Consider the following 15,092-nt stretch of genomic DNA (forward strand, 5'->3'; position numbering starts at 1 on the left):
ACTTGACGGAGGATTTGCTTTTGGTGTTTCCTGAAACCGGTTTCAGCGCTGCTTGCAGACGCTAAACCCATAAATCCAATAATAAGGTTTCAGACCGTGAACGACTTCTCCGCCGCCCAGCGCAGCCGCGTGACGATGCTCGATGTAGCCGAACTTGCTGGCGTGTCCAAGGCCAGTGTCTCGCGCTTCATCGGCGATGATCGCGCCCTGCTCTCCGATGCCATTGCCCTGCGCATCGAGCAGGCCATCAGCGAACTCGGTTACCGCCCCAACCAAATGGCACGCGGCCTGAAACGCGGGCGTACGCGCCTGATCGGCATGCTGGTGGCCGATATCCGTAACCCTTATTCGATTGCCGTGATGCACGGGGTGGAAACCGCCTGCCGTGCGCACGGCTACAGCCTGGTGGTGTGCAACACCGACCGCGATGACGAGCAGGAACGTCAACATCTGGCGCTGCTGCGCTCGTACAACATCGAAGGGCTGATCGTGAACACCCTGGGCCATCACCGTGACGAGTTGCATGAGTTGCGCCGCGAGATGCCGCTGGTGCTGGTGGATCGCAAGGTCGACGGACTCGACAGCGACATGGTCGGGTTGAATAACCCGCAAGCGGTGGAGATGGCGCTCGCGCATCTGGAACAACGAGGCTATCGGGATCTGGTGTTGGTCACTGAGCCGTTTGACGGCACCAGTTCGCGGATCGAGCGGGTCAGTAGTTTTCAGGCGCAGATTGTTCAGCGCTCGAATCTGTCCGGCTCGGTGCTGGAAACCGGCGATAGTCTGGACGCGCAACTTCAAACCTTTTTAAACACCCCCGGCAATGGCCCGAAAGCGCTGTTTTGCGCCAATGGTGTGGCAGCGCTAGCCGCGACCACTGCGTTGCGCCAGATGGGTTGCCGGTTGTTCGAGGATGTCGGACTGATCGCCCTGGATGATCTGGATTGGTATCCGTTGGTGGGCAGCGGGATTACCGCGCTGGCTCAGCCGACACAAGAGATTGGCGCGCGGGCGTTTGAATGTTTGCTCAAGCGCTTGCGCGGGGATGATGAGCCGGCGCGGGTGGTGGATTTTGCGCCGGTGCTGGTTGAGCGTGGGTCAACCCGTGAAGTAGGCGGTGTCTGGTCTGACGCCTTCGCGAGCAAGCCCGCTCCCACAGGTTGATCGCATTCCATCGTGGGACCGCGCTTGCTCGGGAAGAGGCCAGCAAAAACAACACACCACTCACTGATATTTTTTTGAACAAAAATGAAACCGGTTTCAGAGGTCGATAACAATGAATAAACCCGCCGTTTCCATCAGTCTGTCCAGCTACGGCGCCGAGCTTGTGCGCCAGCGCGGGCAGGATGCTTTCATCGATGTTCTGGCTGCGGCCGGGGCCAATCGCATTGAGTGGCGCGAGGAACTGCTGACGCGCGAAGACCCTGCGCAACTGGCTCAGGCCACCCAGGCGCAGGGCTTGCTCAGCATCTATTCCTCACCCACCGAACTGTGGCTGGCCGGTCAGGCGCAGCCCAATCCCGAGCTGATCACCGCGCTGCAACAGGCCGAAGCGTTCGGTTCGAAATGGTTGAAGGTTTCTCTCGGCTACTTCACCGACACCAACGATCTGCAAGCTTTGGCCGAACGCCTGCAACACAGCCCGGTGCAGTTGCTGGTGGAAAACGACCAGACTTTGCACGGCGGACGCATCGAACCGTTTCAGCGCTTCTTCGCTGCCGTCGAACAGCACAACTTGCCGATCAGGATGACCTTCGACATTGGCAACTGGCAGTGGCAGGACCAGTCCGCCGCCAGCGCCGCCCGTCTGCTCGGTCGGCATGTCGGCTATGTGCATTGCAAAGCCGTGGCCCGTCGTGCCGACGGCAAACTGGTCGCCGTGCCGCCCGCCGTCAGTGACCTGCATCTATGGGACCAACTGCTGCGGCACATGGCCCAAGGCGTTATGCGCGCCGCCGAATATCCGCTGCAGGGCGATGATCTGGTGCAACTGACCACCGAGCACGTCGCCGCCCTCGCCCGCCTCGGCCAATCCCGTCTGGAGCCTGCTCATGTCTGAGATCGATATTCTTTCGTTCGGCGAAACCATGGCGATGCTGGTCGCCGAGCAGACCGGTGATCTGGCGGCGGTCGAGCACTTCCACAAGCGCATCGCCGGGGCCGACAGCAATGTTGCGATCGGGCTGTCGCGCCTGGGTTTCAACGTCGCGTGGCTGAGCCGGGTCGGCAACGATTCGCTCGGGCGTTTTGTGGTCGAGACCCTGATCAAGGAAGGTCTGGACTGCAGCCACGTCGATGTCGATAAACAGCACCCGACCGGGTTCCAGTTCAAATCCCGCAATGACGACGGCAGCGACCCGCAAGTCGAGTATTTCCGGCGCGGTTCGGCGGCCAGTCATTTGTCGCCGCAGTCGATCACTGCCAGCTTGCTGAGCGCCCGTCATCTGCATGCGACGGGCATTCCTCCGGCGCTCTCGGCGTCGGCGCGGGAGATGTCCTTCGAGCTGATGACGCGCATGCGCAACGCCGGGCGCAGCGTATCGTTCGACCCCAATCTGCGCCCGAGCCTGTGGGCCAGCGAGCGCGAAATGATCAGCGAGATCAACCGCCTCGCCGCCCTCGCCCATTGGGTGTTGCCGGGGTTGAGCGAAGGTCGTTTGCTCACTGGTTTCGATGACCCGGCGGACATTGCCGCGTTTTATCTCGATCAGGGCGCCGAAGCGGTAGCGATCAAACTCGGGCCGGAGGGCGCTTATTACCGAACGCATCTGGCGTCGGGATTTGTCGCCGGTGTGCCGGTGAGCAATGTCGTCGACACGGTCGGTGCCGGTGACGGCTTTGCGGTGGGGATGATCAGCGCCCTGCTTGAACATCAGAGTTTTGCCGAGGCGGTGCAGCGCGCGAACTGGATTGGCAGTCGGGCGGTGCAGAGTCGCGGGGATATGGAAGGCCTTCCCACCCGGGCTGAATTATTTACCGAATTCGAAGACGCCAATCGCGAGCAGGCTCACTCCTACATTTGAAATGCGTTCCCCTGTAGGAGTGAGCCTGCTCGCGAAGAGGCCCGCCTAGTCACCGCAATTAATTGAACCTGCTGCGACAAAAACAACAAGCTCAGGAGCAACACCCATGAAAACCGCAACCCTCGCCACCCGCCGCTGGTGGTACATCATGCCCATCGTGTTCATCACCTACAGCCTGGCGTATCTGGATCGCGCCAACTATGGATTTGCCGCTGCTTCGGGCATGGCCGCCGACCTGATGATCACCCCGGGCCTGTCGTCGCTGCTCGGTGCACTGTTCTTTCTCGGTTACTTTTTCTTCCAGGTACCCGGTGCGATCTACGCGCAAAAACACAGCGTGAAAAAACTGATTTTTGTCAGCCTGATTCTCTGGGGCGGACTTGCCACGTTGACCGGCGTGGTCTCCAACGCCTATTGGCTGATCGTCATCCGCTTCATGCTCGGCGTGGTTGAAGCGGCAGTGATGCCGGCGATGCTGGTGTATTTGTGCCATTGGTTCACCCGTGCCGAACGGTCGCGGGCCAACACCTTCCTGATCCTCGGCAACCCGGTGACCATGCTGTGGATGTCGGTGGTCTCGGGTTATCTGGTGCAGCATTTCAGCTGGCGCTGGATGTTCATCATCGAAGGCCTGCCGGCGGTGCTCTGGGCTTTTATCTGGTGGCGTCTGGCCGATGATCGTCCGGCACAGGCCAAATGGCTCAACGAGCAGGAAAAGCAGGATCTGGAAAGTGCTCTGGCGGCCGAGCAGGTCGGGATCAAAGCGGTGAAGAACTACGCCGAGGCCTTCCGTTCGCCGAAGGTGATCATTCTGGCGCTGCAATTTTTCTGCTGGAGCATCGGCGTTTATGGCTTTGTGCTGTGGCTGCCGTCGATCCTCAAGGCCGGCGCGCAAATGGACATGATCGAAGCCGGCTGGCTGTCGGCGCTGCCGTACTTGGCAGCGGTGATCGGCATGCTCGTGGTGTCGTGGGGTTCGGACAAGTTGCAGAAGCGCAAACGCTTCGTCTGGCCGCCGCTGCTGATCGCGTCCATCGCGTTTTACGGTTCTTACGCACTGGGCGCTGAGCATTTCTGGTTGTCGTACACGCTGCTGGTGATTGCCGGCGCCTGCATGTACGCACCTTACGGGCCGTTCTTTGCCATCGTCCCCGAAATTCTTCCGGCCAACGTTGCCGGTGGCGCCATGGCGCTGATCAACAGCATGGGCGCGCTCGGTTCGTTCGGCGGTTCGTATCTGGTCGGTTACCTGAACAGTTCCACCGGCTCGCCCGGTGCCTCGTACCTGCTGATGAGCGGTGCATTGCTGCTGTCGGTGGTGCTGACGATTTTTCTCAAGCCCGGCGCCAGTGATCGCGTCGTCGCCAAAGCCGTCGCCACGCGTGCCGTGCCGGCGCATTCCTGAAGAGACTTTTGCCATGAAAAAACACGTCGTCCTGTACAAGAAACTTTCGCCTGCGCTGATGGCCCGTTTGCAAGAACACTGCGAAGTGACACTGATCGAAAGCCTCGACGCCGACGGTCTCATGCAACTGCGCGATGCCCTGCCCCGCGCTCAAGGTTTGCTCGGCGCCAGCCTCAAACTCGATGCGGGGCTGCTGGATCTGGCACCGCAATTGGAGGCCATCGCCAGCGTTTCGGTCGGCGTCGACAACTACGACATCGATTACCTGAGCCGGCGCAAGATCCTCTTGAGCAACACCCCGGATGTGCTCACCGAAACCACTGCCGACACCGGTTTCGCGCTGATCCTCGCCGCCGCCCGGCGCGTGGTGGAACTGGCGAACATGGTGCGCAGCGGTCAATGGAGCCGCAACATCGGCCCGGCGCATTTCGGCACCGATGTGCATGGCAAGACCTTGGGCATTATCGGCATGGGCCGTATCGGCGAAGCGCTGGCGCAGCGTGGGCATTTCGGATTCGGCATGCCGGTGATCTACCACAGCCAGTCGCGCAAACCGGCGGTCGAGGCGCGATTCGATGCGCAATATCGAAGCCTGGAGGATCTGCTCCAGCAGGCCGATTTCATTTGCCTGACCTTGCCGTTGACCGCGCAGACCGAAGGTTTGATCGGCGCCGAGCAGTTTGCGCTGATGCGCCCTGACAGCATCTTCATCAACATCTCGCGGGGCAAGGTGGTCGATGAGGCGGCGATGATCGAGGCGCTGCGTCATCAGCGGATTCGTGCGGCGGGGCTGGATGTGTTTGAGCGTGAGCCGCTGAATCATGATTCGCCGCTGTTGCAGCTGAGTAATGTGGTGGCGACGCCGCATATGGGCTCGGCGACGCATGAGACGCGCGAGGCGATGGCACGGTGTGCGGTGGAGAATCTGTTGGCGGCGTTGAAGGGCGAGAAGCCGGCGAATCTGGTGAATGCATCGGCCTGGCAGGGCTGAGGTGTTTATTGCCTGTTAAATCGCTATCGCGAGCAGGCTCACTCCTACAATGATTTGAGGTGTACACAAATTCAGTGTTCACCCTAATCCCTTGTAGGAGTGAGCCTGCTCGCGAGGAGGCCGGAACAGGCAACCCAAAACCATCAGGCACTGCGCGCCTGTAGAAGCTGCGCCGCACACAAGGCAATCCGCGCACAAGCATCCGCCAGTTTCACCCGATCCAACACCAGCCCGATGCGAATATGCCCCGCCGCACTCGGCCCGAACGCTTCCCCGGCCAACACCGACACGCCATAACCCTCCAGCAACCGCTCGGAAAACGCCTGGGCGCCGAGACCGGTCTGGCGCACATCGACCATCACGAACATGCCGCCATCAGGGCAAATCGGGTACAACCCCGGGCAACCGCTCAAACGTTCGCAGACCAGATCCCGGCGCAGACGATATTCCTCGCGCATCTGCGTCACTTCCGGCAAATCGGTTTCCAACGCAATCTGCGCCGCTTTTTGCACAAAATCCGGCAACCCGAACAGCATGCTCAGCGATAAATTGACCAAATGCTCGGCCAACGACTTCGGCCCGATCATCCAGCCAATGCGCCATCCGGTCATCGCATGGGATTTCGACAGGCTGTTGATCGTCGCCGTACGTTCGGCCATGCCCGGCAAACTCGCCGGGCTGATGTGCTGACCTTCGTAAAGTAAATCGCTGTAAACCTCATCGCTGATCAACCACAAGTCATGGCGGATACACAGCGCCGCCAATTCCTGCCAGATCAGCAATGACAGGCTCGCGCCGCTGGGATTGTTCGGACTGTTGAGCAGCATGGCGCGGGTTTTCGCCGTGATGCGTGCGGCGACATCGAGCGGGTCGACACGAAAGCCGTTCTCCGGGCGCACCGGCACCGGCACCACCGTCGCGCCGCAAGCGCCGAACACGCCTTCGTAGGTAACGTACATGGGTTCGGCGACGATCACTTCATCGCCCGGATCGAGCAGACATTGCGCCACCGAATACACCGCGCATTGCGCGCCGGGCATGACGATCACGTGATCGGCATCGACGGCTTGGCCGCTGCGTCGACGATGGCGTTCGGCGATCAGCTTGCGCAGCGCCAGACGGCCACGCACGTCGGAATAATGGGTATCGCCTGCCAGCAAGCTGTCGATCGCGCCGTGGACAATCGGCAGCGGTGTATCGAAATCCGGATCGCCCACGCTCAGCAGCAGGATATCGACACCCTCGGCGCACAACGCCAGCGCTCGGTCGTGAATCTGCCAGGCAGCGGCTCCCTCCCCGGCGATTCGTTGGGTCAAGGCTGAATAGCGCATGTACGTCTCCTGATGGCGCGGTCTCCAGCCTTCACCGTATCTCAAATCACGAAACGCGCCAGCCGTTTTGTCCGCAAGATGGATTTGAAGAAAAACTTAGTACAGTGCTCGATTTCTGGTCGGTTGCCTACCTGTCAGAGTTGACAGTAGACCAATTTCAAGAACACCCCCTTAATTAACCCACGAAAACATTTACAGGCCTTTCTTATCGAAACAACGGAGCGTTAAAACGATGACAAATCTTAATGAAGAAATTCACGAACTGGCCCCACCGGCAATCCCCGCCGCGTTAGCAAACTTCCCTGACAGTCAAATTAATTTGTTGCCATTGAGTGCGTTGGCAGCCCCCCTGCAATTATTGATTCAGAAATGGCCAGGTTCAGATAATCCACTAAACTTACCCGTAATATTGATACTGCTCTTAAACGGGGAGAGAGTGGCAAACTTTAATTTCGTGACGCCTATTGATCCAGCGCTTTTCCCATTTGCAGCCCATATCCCCGAGCACTACCTGCAAAAGGAAGGCGTACACCAGGTTTCATACATGGTGAATACAGCAGGGAATCCAGAGACGTCAGAGAGCACTCCTTTTACGATCGATGTAACAGCTCCAAACTACGGCAACCCTGGAGAAATTGTACAGTTTCCGCAAGAGGTCATCAGTGACGGGATTACACAGAAGTATCTAGACGAACACGGTGATGAAGTTTTGGTAACCATTCCCCGCTATCTGCAGCAACGAGCCTGCGACAGTATCGAATTTCACTATGGCTCACTTACGAATAGTCCTATCATCATTACAACGGTGCATGACTCGAGCTCACCTACTGTTATCAAACTGAGTGGCGAAATTATCCGTGCATATGGCTCCGGCGATAAACTTGCTTTTTACAGGCTTGTAGATCGTGCAGGAAATAAAGGACCGTTCTCAGTTTACGAAAGTATTAAAGTAAACCTTTCTTGAAACAGCGATTTGTCAAAACGGGCTGAAGCAATAACCTGTTTCAGCCCACTTCAGACAATTCCGTATTTCTCAAATCACGAAACGCGCCACCATCGCATTCAAATCCACCGCCAGACGCGACAGTTCGTGGGTCGCGGCGCTGGTCTGGTTGGCCCCGGCGGCCGATTGCGTGGCCAGATCGCGGATGTTGACCAGGTTGCGGTCGACCTCGCGCGAGACCTGCGCCTGCTCTTCCGAGGCGCTGGCAATCACCAGGTTGCGCTCGTTGATCTGGTGGATTGACTGAGTGATCTGCTCCAACGCCACCCCGGCGGCGCGGGCCATTTCCAGGGTGGTCTGGGTGCGCTGGTTGCTTTGCTGCATCGACGACACTGCTTCGCCGGTGCCGTTCTGGATGCCGGCGACCATTTTTTCAATTTCCTGGGTCGACTGTGCGGTGCGATGGGCCAATGCCCGCACTTCGTCCGCCACGACAGCAAAACCACGCCCTGCCTCACCGGCACGTGCCGCCTCGATCGCCGCGTTGAGTGCCAGCAGGTTGGTCTGTTCGGCGATGGCGCGGATCACGTCGAGCACTTTGCCGATATCCCGGCCCTGCGCTGCCAGACCTTCGATCATCTGTGCGGTGTTCTGCACGTCGTGGGTCATGGTCTGGATCGCATCGACGGTTTTCACCACTTGATCACGACCTTCCCGGGCGGCGTGGGTCGACTGGTTCGAGGCTTCAGAGGTCGACACCGCGTTGCGCGCGACTTCTTCGACGGCGGCGGTCATCTCATTGACGGCAGTGGCGGCTTGCTCGATTTCATTGTTCTGCTGCTGCAGACCACGGGAGGCTTCTTCGGTCACCGCACTGAGTTCTTCGGCAGCGGCGCCCAGTTGTGTGGCGGAACCGGCGATCTGTTCGATGGTTTTGCGCAGATTGCCCTGCATCGCGGCGAGTGCTTCGAGCAGGCGCGCCGGTTCATCCTTGCCGTCGATTTCGATCACTTCCGTCAGGTTACCCCCAGCGATGGTTTGCGCGGCCTGCACGGCGCGGTTGAGTGGTGTGACGATGCTGCGAGTCAGCAGCCAGGCCAGTAGCACGGTGGCCAGCGCTGCGATCACGGCAACGATGATGATCCCGGTCACCGCGCTGTCGTAGTGTTCACCGGCCTTGGTGGCCGCTGTTTTCGCATCGGCCGTGTTGATTGCAATCAGCTTGTTGAGCTGCTCGCCCATCTGGTCGGTGCCTTCCTTGATGCGCGTGTTGATCAAGGTGCGCATCTCTTCGAGTTTGTCCTGACGCGACAGCTCAATCATCTGGTTCTGCGCTTGCAGGTAGTGGTCCAGGGTGGTTGAGAAGGCCTGGTAGATTTCGCGCTCCTCAGGGCCTGCGGGCAGTGCGGCGTAGCTGGCCTGAGCCTTGCGCACCTTGTCGACCAGCACGGCAATGCGCGTTTGCGCTTCTTGCAGGCTGGCCGGTTCGCGATTGACCAGTACACGGAACGACAGGATGCGCATGCGCAGGACGTTTTCCGTTACCACACTGAGGTGAGTGACGCTGGGCAATTGCGTCGAGTCCATATCGATCGAAGCCTGACGAATGACCGTCATGCGGCTGACGGCGAACACGCCCAGCGCGATCACCAGCAAGGCGATAAAGGCAAAACCGAGGAAAGCACGGGGCGCGATATTCAGGTTACGCAAGGACATAGTTGAGCTCTCGAAAGATAGAAACGACGAGCGTCCATGCGTCATCACTGGCCCGAGGAGACGGGCTTCAGTCTGGCGTCACTGTTTTAGAAAGTTATGTGCGCGCCTGTTAGCTGTATCGGCCAGGCTTGAGGAAGATTGCGGGGTGAGTGCAATTATTTTTCAGGGTGTTACAAGATTGAAACACCCTGTGAACCCGTTTCACACGTTGTGTTTGGCCATTTGCCAGACGCGAGCAATATCGGTTGCGCGTTCGCGCAACAGGCGCGGTGCTTCGGCGCAGGCCTGCTCCAGCGTCATCGGGCCACCGGTCACGGCGAATGCCGCATCGATGCCGTGACCGTAAAGCTCCTGATAACCCTCACCTAACGTCCCGGCGATGACGATCACCGGGACGTCGTGCTGTCTGGCAATGCGCGCAACACCGAACGGCGTCTTGCCGCGCAAGGTCTGTGCGTCGAAGCGCCCTTCCCCGGTGATCACCAGATTGGCGCCTTTGACAGCTTCGGCGAGGCCAACCAGTTCGGCGACCACTTCCACCCCGGCTTGAAATTGCGCACCGAGAAAGGCCTTGGCTGCGAACCCCAAACCACCCGCCGCGCCACTGCCCGGTTCGTCACGAACGTCTTTGCCCAACGCCTGCGCGCACAGTTCGGCGTAATGACCCAATGCCTGATCGAGCTGTTCAACCTGCGCCGGCGATGCACCTTTCTGCGGGCCGAAAATCGCCGAGGCGCCGTGCGGGCCGCACAGCGGGTTGTTCACGTCAGCGGCGATATCGAAACGCACCTGCGCCAGACGCGGATCGAGCTCACTCAGGTCCAGTTGTGCCAATTGCGCCAGTGCCAGGCCGCCGGCTACCAGCGCTTGATTCTGTGCATCGAGCAACTTCACGCCCAGTGCCTGCATCGCCCCGGCGCCGCCATCGTTGGTTGCACTGCCGCCAATCGCCAGAATCACCCGTTGCGCCCCGGCATCCAGCGCCGCGCGGATCAATTCGCCGGTGCCGAAGGTGCTGCTGATGCATGCATCGCGCTGTCCCGGCGGCACCAATTGCAGGCCGCTGGCCTCGGCCATTTCGATGATTGCCGTGTGATTGTGCGGCAACCAGCCCCACGCCGCGTCGATCGGCGTACCCAACGGGCCACGCACGCGGGTGCGGCGCAGTTCGCCTTCGCAGGCCGCGAGGATCGACTCGACCGTGCCTTCGCCGCCATCGGCCATCGGGCACTTGATCATCGTTGCCTGCGGCCAGACCTGGGCCAGACCGAGGGCGATGGCTTCGGCGACGCCTTGGGCGCTGAGGCTGTCCTTGAACGAATCGGGGGCGATGACGATCTTCATGGGAATTCTCCGTTTGCAATGCCCCTCATGCTGCCAGTCGGCCTGCGCCTTGACGCCTGTCCGCTGCACAAGTGGCGGTGGCGTTTATTGTTCATTTTCACAAAAGGGCTCCGCGGTGAATGTACCGCCGCCATCGCGAGCAGGCTCACTCCTACAGGGGAATGCATTCCAATTGTAGGAGTGAGCCTGCTCGCGATGGCGTCTTTGAAGGCGCACGATCAATTTGGATCAGTCTGCGGCAGCAACTGCACCCCCAGATACAGCGCCAGCATCCCGTCCAGCCTCAACGGATCCACCCCACTCAACTCGGCAATACGCTCCATCCGATAACGCAAACTGTTGCGATGAATCCCTAGCGCATCGGCGCAGGCCTGACTTTGCCCATCGTGCTCGCACCAACTGCGCAGCGTCGCCAGCAACTGGCCGTTGCCGTCCTTGGCGATCACCTTGCGCAAGGGTTTGAGCAATTCGTCCAGCGCATCGTCATTGCGGTGCCGCCACAACATCACCGGCAATCGATAGCGGTTCAACGTCAGCAAGCGCGAATGCGGCAACACTTCGCGGCCATAGGCGAGCAAGTCGCCCACACGCCGATAACACCGGCGCAGCCCGGCCAGTCCATCGGCCTGCCCGCCCACGGCAATGCGCAAAATCTTCCAGCCGAGGCCATCGAGTTTTTCCAGCAAGCGATCATGCTCGACATTTTGACTCGCCGGCCGGCACCACAGCAGTGATGACTTCGCCGAACTCACGCACCAACTGTCCGGATAACGCGACGTCAGCCAGGCACTCAACGCCTCGACGGTTTGCCCCGGCCCATGTTCCAGGCCCAGTTCGAACAGATACGGCACCCGCGTCAATTGCGGCTTGAGCCCAAGTTGCTGCGCCTCATCGACCAGACGCGGCGAGTCCCCCGCCTCGCTCAGCAGCAGCGCCAGCAGATCATCACAACGCTGGCGCCGCCATTGCTGCTCGGCTTGCTGATTGCGCTGGCCGACGAGCATTTCGGCGGTCATGCGCACCAGTTCGGCATAGGTGCGCAATTGTTCCGGTTCGCCAGTGATGCCGAGTACACCGATCAAGCGCTGATCGAGCAACAGCGGCAGGTTGATCCCCGGTTGCACGCCCTTCAAATGCACGGCGGTCTGTGCGTCGATCTCGACCACGCGACCGTTGGCCAATACCAGTTGCGCACCTTCGTGCCGGGTGTTGATGCGCTCCGGTTCGCCGCTGCCGAGGATCAGCCCCTGGCTGTCCATGACGTTGACGTTGTAAGGCAAAATGGCCATGGCCCGGTCGACGATGTCCTGGGCGAGGTCGTGATCGAGTTCGAACATAACAGCGGCAATCCTTGATTGATGGCACTGGCGGTTGTTCACCCGCACAGGGTCTGGCGGCAAACCCTGTGCGCAGGCACAAAGACAATCCGGTCAGAGGTGACCGAGACTCTCGGGGCGATCAACGTTACCCTTTGCATCGCAAAAAATCATAATAAAGAGAGAGCCGCTATGTCGCAGAGCGCCGCAGCTACCCAGACCATCGATGACGATAAAAACGTCGTCTACAAACGCATCACCCTGCGTTTGATCCCCTTCATATTCATCTGCTACTTGTTCAACTACCTCGACCGGGTCAACGTTGGATTCGCCAAACTGCAGATGCTCGATGCCCTGAAATTCAGCGAAACCGTGTACGGCCTCGGTGCCGGTATCTTCTTTATCGGCTACGTGCTGTGCGGCGTGCCGAGCAACCTCGCATTGACCCGGTTCGGCCCACGGCGCTGGATTGCGCTGATGATGATCACCTGGGGCACGCTGTCGACCTGCCTGTTGTTCGTCACCACCCCGACCGGGTTCTACACCCTGCGTCTGTTCACCGGTGCCGCCGAAGCCGGGTTCTTCCCGGGCGTCGTGCTGTACCTCTCGCAGTGGTTCCCGACGTTTCGCCGTGGGCGGATCATGGCGTTGTTCATGTCGGCGATCCCGGTGTCCGGTTTGCTCGGCAGCCCGTTCTCCGGCTGGATTCTCAATCACTTCGCCGCGGGCCAGGGCGGTCTGGCCGGGTGGCAGTGGATGTTTCTGCTGCAAGGCATTCCGACGGTGATCCTCGGCGCCCTCGCCTGGTTCCTGCTGAGCGACAGCTTTGCCAACGCCAAGTGGCTGAGCCCGCATGAGCGTGCGGTGCTCGAGGCGGACCAGGCCGAAGACCTGGCGAACAAGCCGAAAACCACTTCCGATTCGCTGCTGGCGGTATTCAAGAACCCGGCGATCTGGGCCTTTGGTCTGATCTACTTCTGCATCCAGAGCGGCGTGTACGCGATCAACTTCTGGCTGCCGTCGATCATCAAGAATCTTGGCTTCAGCGATAACCTGGTGATCGGTTGGCTGAGTGCGATTCCGTACCTGCTGGCGGCGGTGTTCATGCTGGTGGTCGGACGCTCGGCGGACCTGCGCAAGGAACGTCGCTGGCATTTGGTGGTGCCGATGCTGATGGGCGCGGTCGGTTTGCTGATCGCGGTGAATTTCGCGGCGAATCCGGCCATTGCAATTCTCGGTCTGACCATCGCCACCATGGGCGCACTGACCGGTCTGCCAATGTTCTGGCCGGTGCCGACGGCGATGTTGAGCGCGGGCACTGCGGCCGGTGGCCTGGCGTTGATCAACTCGATGGGGCAAATGGCCGGGTTCCTTAGCCCGTATCTGGTGGGCTGGGTCAAGGACAGCACAGGCTCGACGGATGCGGCGTTGTATCTGCTGGCGGCGGTGATTGTGGGAGGGGGTCTGCTGGCGTTGCGCATGACGCGGACGTTGCGCGCCTGAGGTTTTGATGCACGGAAAAACGGCCCTTTTCAGGGCCGTTTTTATTGGGGCGTCAGATTGGTTTTGGTAGTGTCCTGGAGATCTTTCCCCCCTCACCCCAGCCCTCTCCCCCAGGGGGGCGAGGGGGAAAGGGAGCCGATTGCCGTGCTTTTCAAGACTTGAGTTCGAGTCGGGAGAAGGGAGCCGATTTTGGTGCTTTTCAAGACCTGAGTTCGACTCGGGAGAAGGTTACCGATTTTTGTGCTTTTCAAGACCTGAGTTCGACTCGGTATTGCACGTCGGCGTACCTCGCTCAAACACCGCGGTCGGTCCCCTCTCCCTCTGGGAGAGGGTTAGGGTGAGAGCTGTGTTGAGCCAATAAATCACTTTGCCGAGTCGCTCGCTTCTGGTATTTGATTAGCGCTTTCCCACCGACAAAAGGATTTCGGCATGAGCTATCGCACACTCGGGCATTCGGGGTTGCAGGTGTCTACCCTCACCCTTGGCACGATGATGTTTGGCGAGCAGACCAGCGCAGAAGATTCGCTGCGCATCATCGACAAGGCCTGGGATCAGGGGATCAACTTCATTGACACCGCCGACGTCTACACCGACGGCCGTTCCGAAGAGATCGTCGGTGAAGCGATTGCCCGTCATCGGCATGAGTGGGTGCTGGCGACCAAGGTCGGGTTTGGCCCGGAGGACGGCGTGCCGAACCGTAGCGGTCTGAGCCGCAAACACATTTTCAACGGCATCGATGCCAGCCTGACCCGCCTGGGCACCGACTATCTCGACATCTATTACCTGCACCGCGAAGACCACAACACACCGCTGGAAGTCAGCGTGTCGGCGATTGGCGATCTGATCCGTCAGGGCAAGATTCGCTACTGGGGCTTGTCGAACTATCGCGGCTGGCGGATTGCCGAGGTGATTCGCATCGCCGATAAACTCGGCGTTGATCGCCCGGTGATCAGCCAGCCGCTGTATAACATCGTCAACCGTCAGGCCGAGACCGAGCAGATCACCGCCGCGCAAACCTACGGTCTCGGTGTGGTGCCTTATAGCCCGCTGGCCCGTGGCGTGCTCAGCGGCAAGTACGCGCCGGATGTCACACCAGACGCCAACAGCCGCGCCGGGCGTCAGGACAGACGCATTCTGGAAACCGAATGGCGCGTCGAGTCGCTGCGCATTGCTCAGCAGATTCAGCAGTACACCGAGCAGCGCGGCGTCGGCATGGTGGAATTTGCGATTGCCTGGGTGTTGAACAACAGTGCCGTGACCTCGGCGATTGTCGGGCCGCGCACGGAAACGCAATGGGATGCGTATATCAAGGCGCTGGCGGTGAAGATCAACGCAGAAGACGAGGCGTTTATCGATTCGCTGGTGACACCGGGGCACGCATCGACGCCGGGGTTCAACGATATGCGACATTTCGTACCGGGGCGTAAACCGCATCAGGTGTAAGAGTTTTCCATCGCTCCTCAACAGCCGATACAATCGGCTGTTTTTTCATTGAATCAAGCGCGATCAAACGGAATGAG

12 protein-coding genes are annotated in these 15,092 nt (G+C 59.8%); 8 read left to right on the forward strand and 4 right to left on the reverse strand.

What is annotated here, in order from left to right:
• The first annotated feature begins 96 nt into the window (after positions 1–96).
• From ACM6IV_RS09170 to ACM6IV_RS09190, 5 genes are all read left to right on the forward strand, one after another.
• A complete protein-coding gene (locus ACM6IV_RS09170; RefSeq protein ID WP_414869682.1) occupies positions 97–1,164 on the forward strand; it encodes a LacI family DNA-binding transcriptional regulator in 1,068 nt (355 codons plus the stop codon).
• Positions 1,165–1,276: 112 nt separating this feature from the next.
• Positions 1,277–2,059 carry a sugar phosphate isomerase/epimerase family protein gene (locus ACM6IV_RS09175; protein ID WP_414869683.1) on the forward strand — a complete coding sequence of 261 codons (783 nt, stop codon included), beginning with the start codon at positions 1,277–1,279 and terminating at the stop codon, positions 2,057–2,059.
• On the forward strand, positions 2,052–3,023 hold the full coding sequence (locus tag ACM6IV_RS09180) for a sugar kinase (RefSeq protein WP_414869684.1): 972 nt from the start codon (positions 2,052–2,054) through the stop codon (positions 3,021–3,023). Before ACM6IV_RS09175 ends, ACM6IV_RS09180 begins: the two co-directional genes overlap by 8 nt.
• Positions 3,024–3,129: 106 nt before the next feature.
• The gene (locus tag ACM6IV_RS09185) at positions 3,130–4,428 is read left to right on the forward strand and encodes an MFS transporter (RefSeq protein ID WP_414869685.1); all 1,299 of its coding nucleotides are present in this window, start codon (positions 3,130–3,132) and stop codon (positions 4,426–4,428) included.
• A 13-nt stretch (positions 4,429–4,441) separates the two neighbouring features.
• Positions 4,442–5,419, forward strand: coding sequence for a 2-hydroxyacid dehydrogenase (locus tag ACM6IV_RS09190; RefSeq protein WP_414869686.1), 978 nt, complete (start codon positions 4,442–4,444; stop codon positions 5,417–5,419).
• A 143-nt stretch (positions 5,420–5,562) separates the two neighbouring features.
• Here the strand turns inward: ACM6IV_RS09190 and ACM6IV_RS09195 are convergent, their stop codons facing one another.
• Positions 5,563–6,750, reverse strand: coding sequence for a pyridoxal phosphate-dependent aminotransferase (locus tag ACM6IV_RS09195; protein ID WP_414869687.1), 1,188 nt, complete (start codon positions 6,748–6,750; stop codon positions 5,563–5,565).
• A gap of 232 nt (positions 6,751–6,982) precedes the next feature.
• On the opposite strand from ACM6IV_RS09195, the gene ACM6IV_RS09200 reads away from it, so the two are divergent.
• Positions 6,983–7,714, forward strand: a complete 732-nt coding sequence (locus tag ACM6IV_RS09200; RefSeq protein WP_414869688.1) for a hypothetical protein — start codon at positions 6,983–6,985, stop codon at positions 7,712–7,714.
• Between the two features lie 69 nt (positions 7,715–7,783).
• On the opposite strand, the gene ACM6IV_RS09205 is transcribed toward ACM6IV_RS09200, so the two are convergent.
• The 3 genes from ACM6IV_RS09205 to ACM6IV_RS09215 form a co-directional block, all read right to left on the reverse strand.
• Positions 7,784–9,409 (reverse strand): methyl-accepting chemotaxis protein, encoded by a 1,626-nt coding sequence (locus ACM6IV_RS09205; protein WP_414869689.1) that lies wholly within the window; start codon positions 9,407–9,409, stop codon positions 7,784–7,786.
• A 201-nt stretch (positions 9,410–9,610) separates the two neighbouring features.
• Positions 9,611–10,753 carry a glycerate kinase gene (locus ACM6IV_RS09210; RefSeq protein ID WP_414869690.1) on the reverse strand — a complete coding sequence of 381 codons (1,143 nt, stop codon included), beginning with the start codon at positions 10,751–10,753 and terminating at the stop codon, positions 9,611–9,613.
• A 218-nt stretch (positions 10,754–10,971) separates the two neighbouring features.
• Complete coding sequence (locus ACM6IV_RS09215) at positions 10,972–12,090, reverse strand: sugar diacid recognition domain-containing protein (RefSeq protein ID WP_414869691.1); 1,119 nt, start codon at positions 12,088–12,090, stop codon at positions 10,972–10,974.
• A 171-nt stretch (positions 12,091–12,261) separates the two neighbouring features.
• Here ACM6IV_RS09215 and ACM6IV_RS09220 point away from each other — a divergent pair, with 171 nt between their 5' ends.
• Both ACM6IV_RS09220 and ACM6IV_RS09225 read left to right on the forward strand, forming a co-directional pair.
• Positions 12,262–13,572, forward strand: a complete 1,311-nt coding sequence (locus ACM6IV_RS09220; protein WP_414869692.1) for an MFS transporter — start codon at positions 12,262–12,264, stop codon at positions 13,570–13,572.
• A gap of 429 nt (positions 13,573–14,001) precedes the next feature.
• On the forward strand, positions 14,002–15,015 hold the full coding sequence (locus ACM6IV_RS09225; RefSeq protein WP_414869693.1) for an aldo/keto reductase: 1,014 nt from the start codon (positions 14,002–14,004) through the stop codon (positions 15,013–15,015).
• The last annotated feature ends 77 nt before the right edge of the window (positions 15,016–15,092 follow it).

Origin of the sequence: Pseudomonas sp. IT-347P, assembly GCF_949768005.1 — a bacterium.
Taxonomy (GTDB): Bacteria; Pseudomonadota; Gammaproteobacteria; order Pseudomonadales; family Pseudomonadaceae; genus Aquipseudomonas.

Coding starts and splice junctions, on each gene's coding strand:
- ACM6IV_RS09210 (WP_414869690.1), bottom strand. CDS start 10,753: ATGAAGATCGTCATCGCCCCCGATTCGTTCAAGGACAGCCTCAGCGCC.
- ACM6IV_RS09220 (WP_414869692.1), top strand. CDS start 12,262: ATGTCGCAGAGCGCCGCAGCTACCCAGACCATCGATGACGATAAAAAC.
- ACM6IV_RS09205 (WP_414869689.1), bottom strand. CDS start 9,409: ATGTCCTTGCGTAACCTGAATATCGCGCCCCGTGCTTTCCTCGGTTTT.
- ACM6IV_RS09190 (WP_414869686.1), top strand. CDS start 4,442: ATGAAAAAACACGTCGTCCTGTACAAGAAACTTTCGCCTGCGCTGATG.
- ACM6IV_RS09180 (WP_414869684.1), top strand. CDS start 2,052: ATGTCTGAGATCGATATTCTTTCGTTCGGCGAAACCATGGCGATGCTG.
- ACM6IV_RS09200 (WP_414869688.1), top strand. CDS start 6,983: ATGACAAATCTTAATGAAGAAATTCACGAACTGGCCCCACCGGCAATC.
- ACM6IV_RS09195 (WP_414869687.1), bottom strand. CDS start 6,750: ATGCGCTATTCAGCCTTGACCCAACGAATCGCCGGGGAGGGAGCCGCT.
- ACM6IV_RS09215 (WP_414869691.1), bottom strand. CDS start 12,090: ATGTTCGAACTCGATCACGACCTCGCCCAGGACATCGTCGACCGGGCC.
- ACM6IV_RS09175 (WP_414869683.1), top strand. CDS start 1,277: ATGAATAAACCCGCCGTTTCCATCAGTCTGTCCAGCTACGGCGCCGAG.
- ACM6IV_RS09185 (WP_414869685.1), top strand. CDS start 3,130: ATGAAAACCGCAACCCTCGCCACCCGCCGCTGGTGGTACATCATGCCC.
- ACM6IV_RS09225 (WP_414869693.1), top strand. CDS start 14,002: ATGAGCTATCGCACACTCGGGCATTCGGGGTTGCAGGTGTCTACCCTC.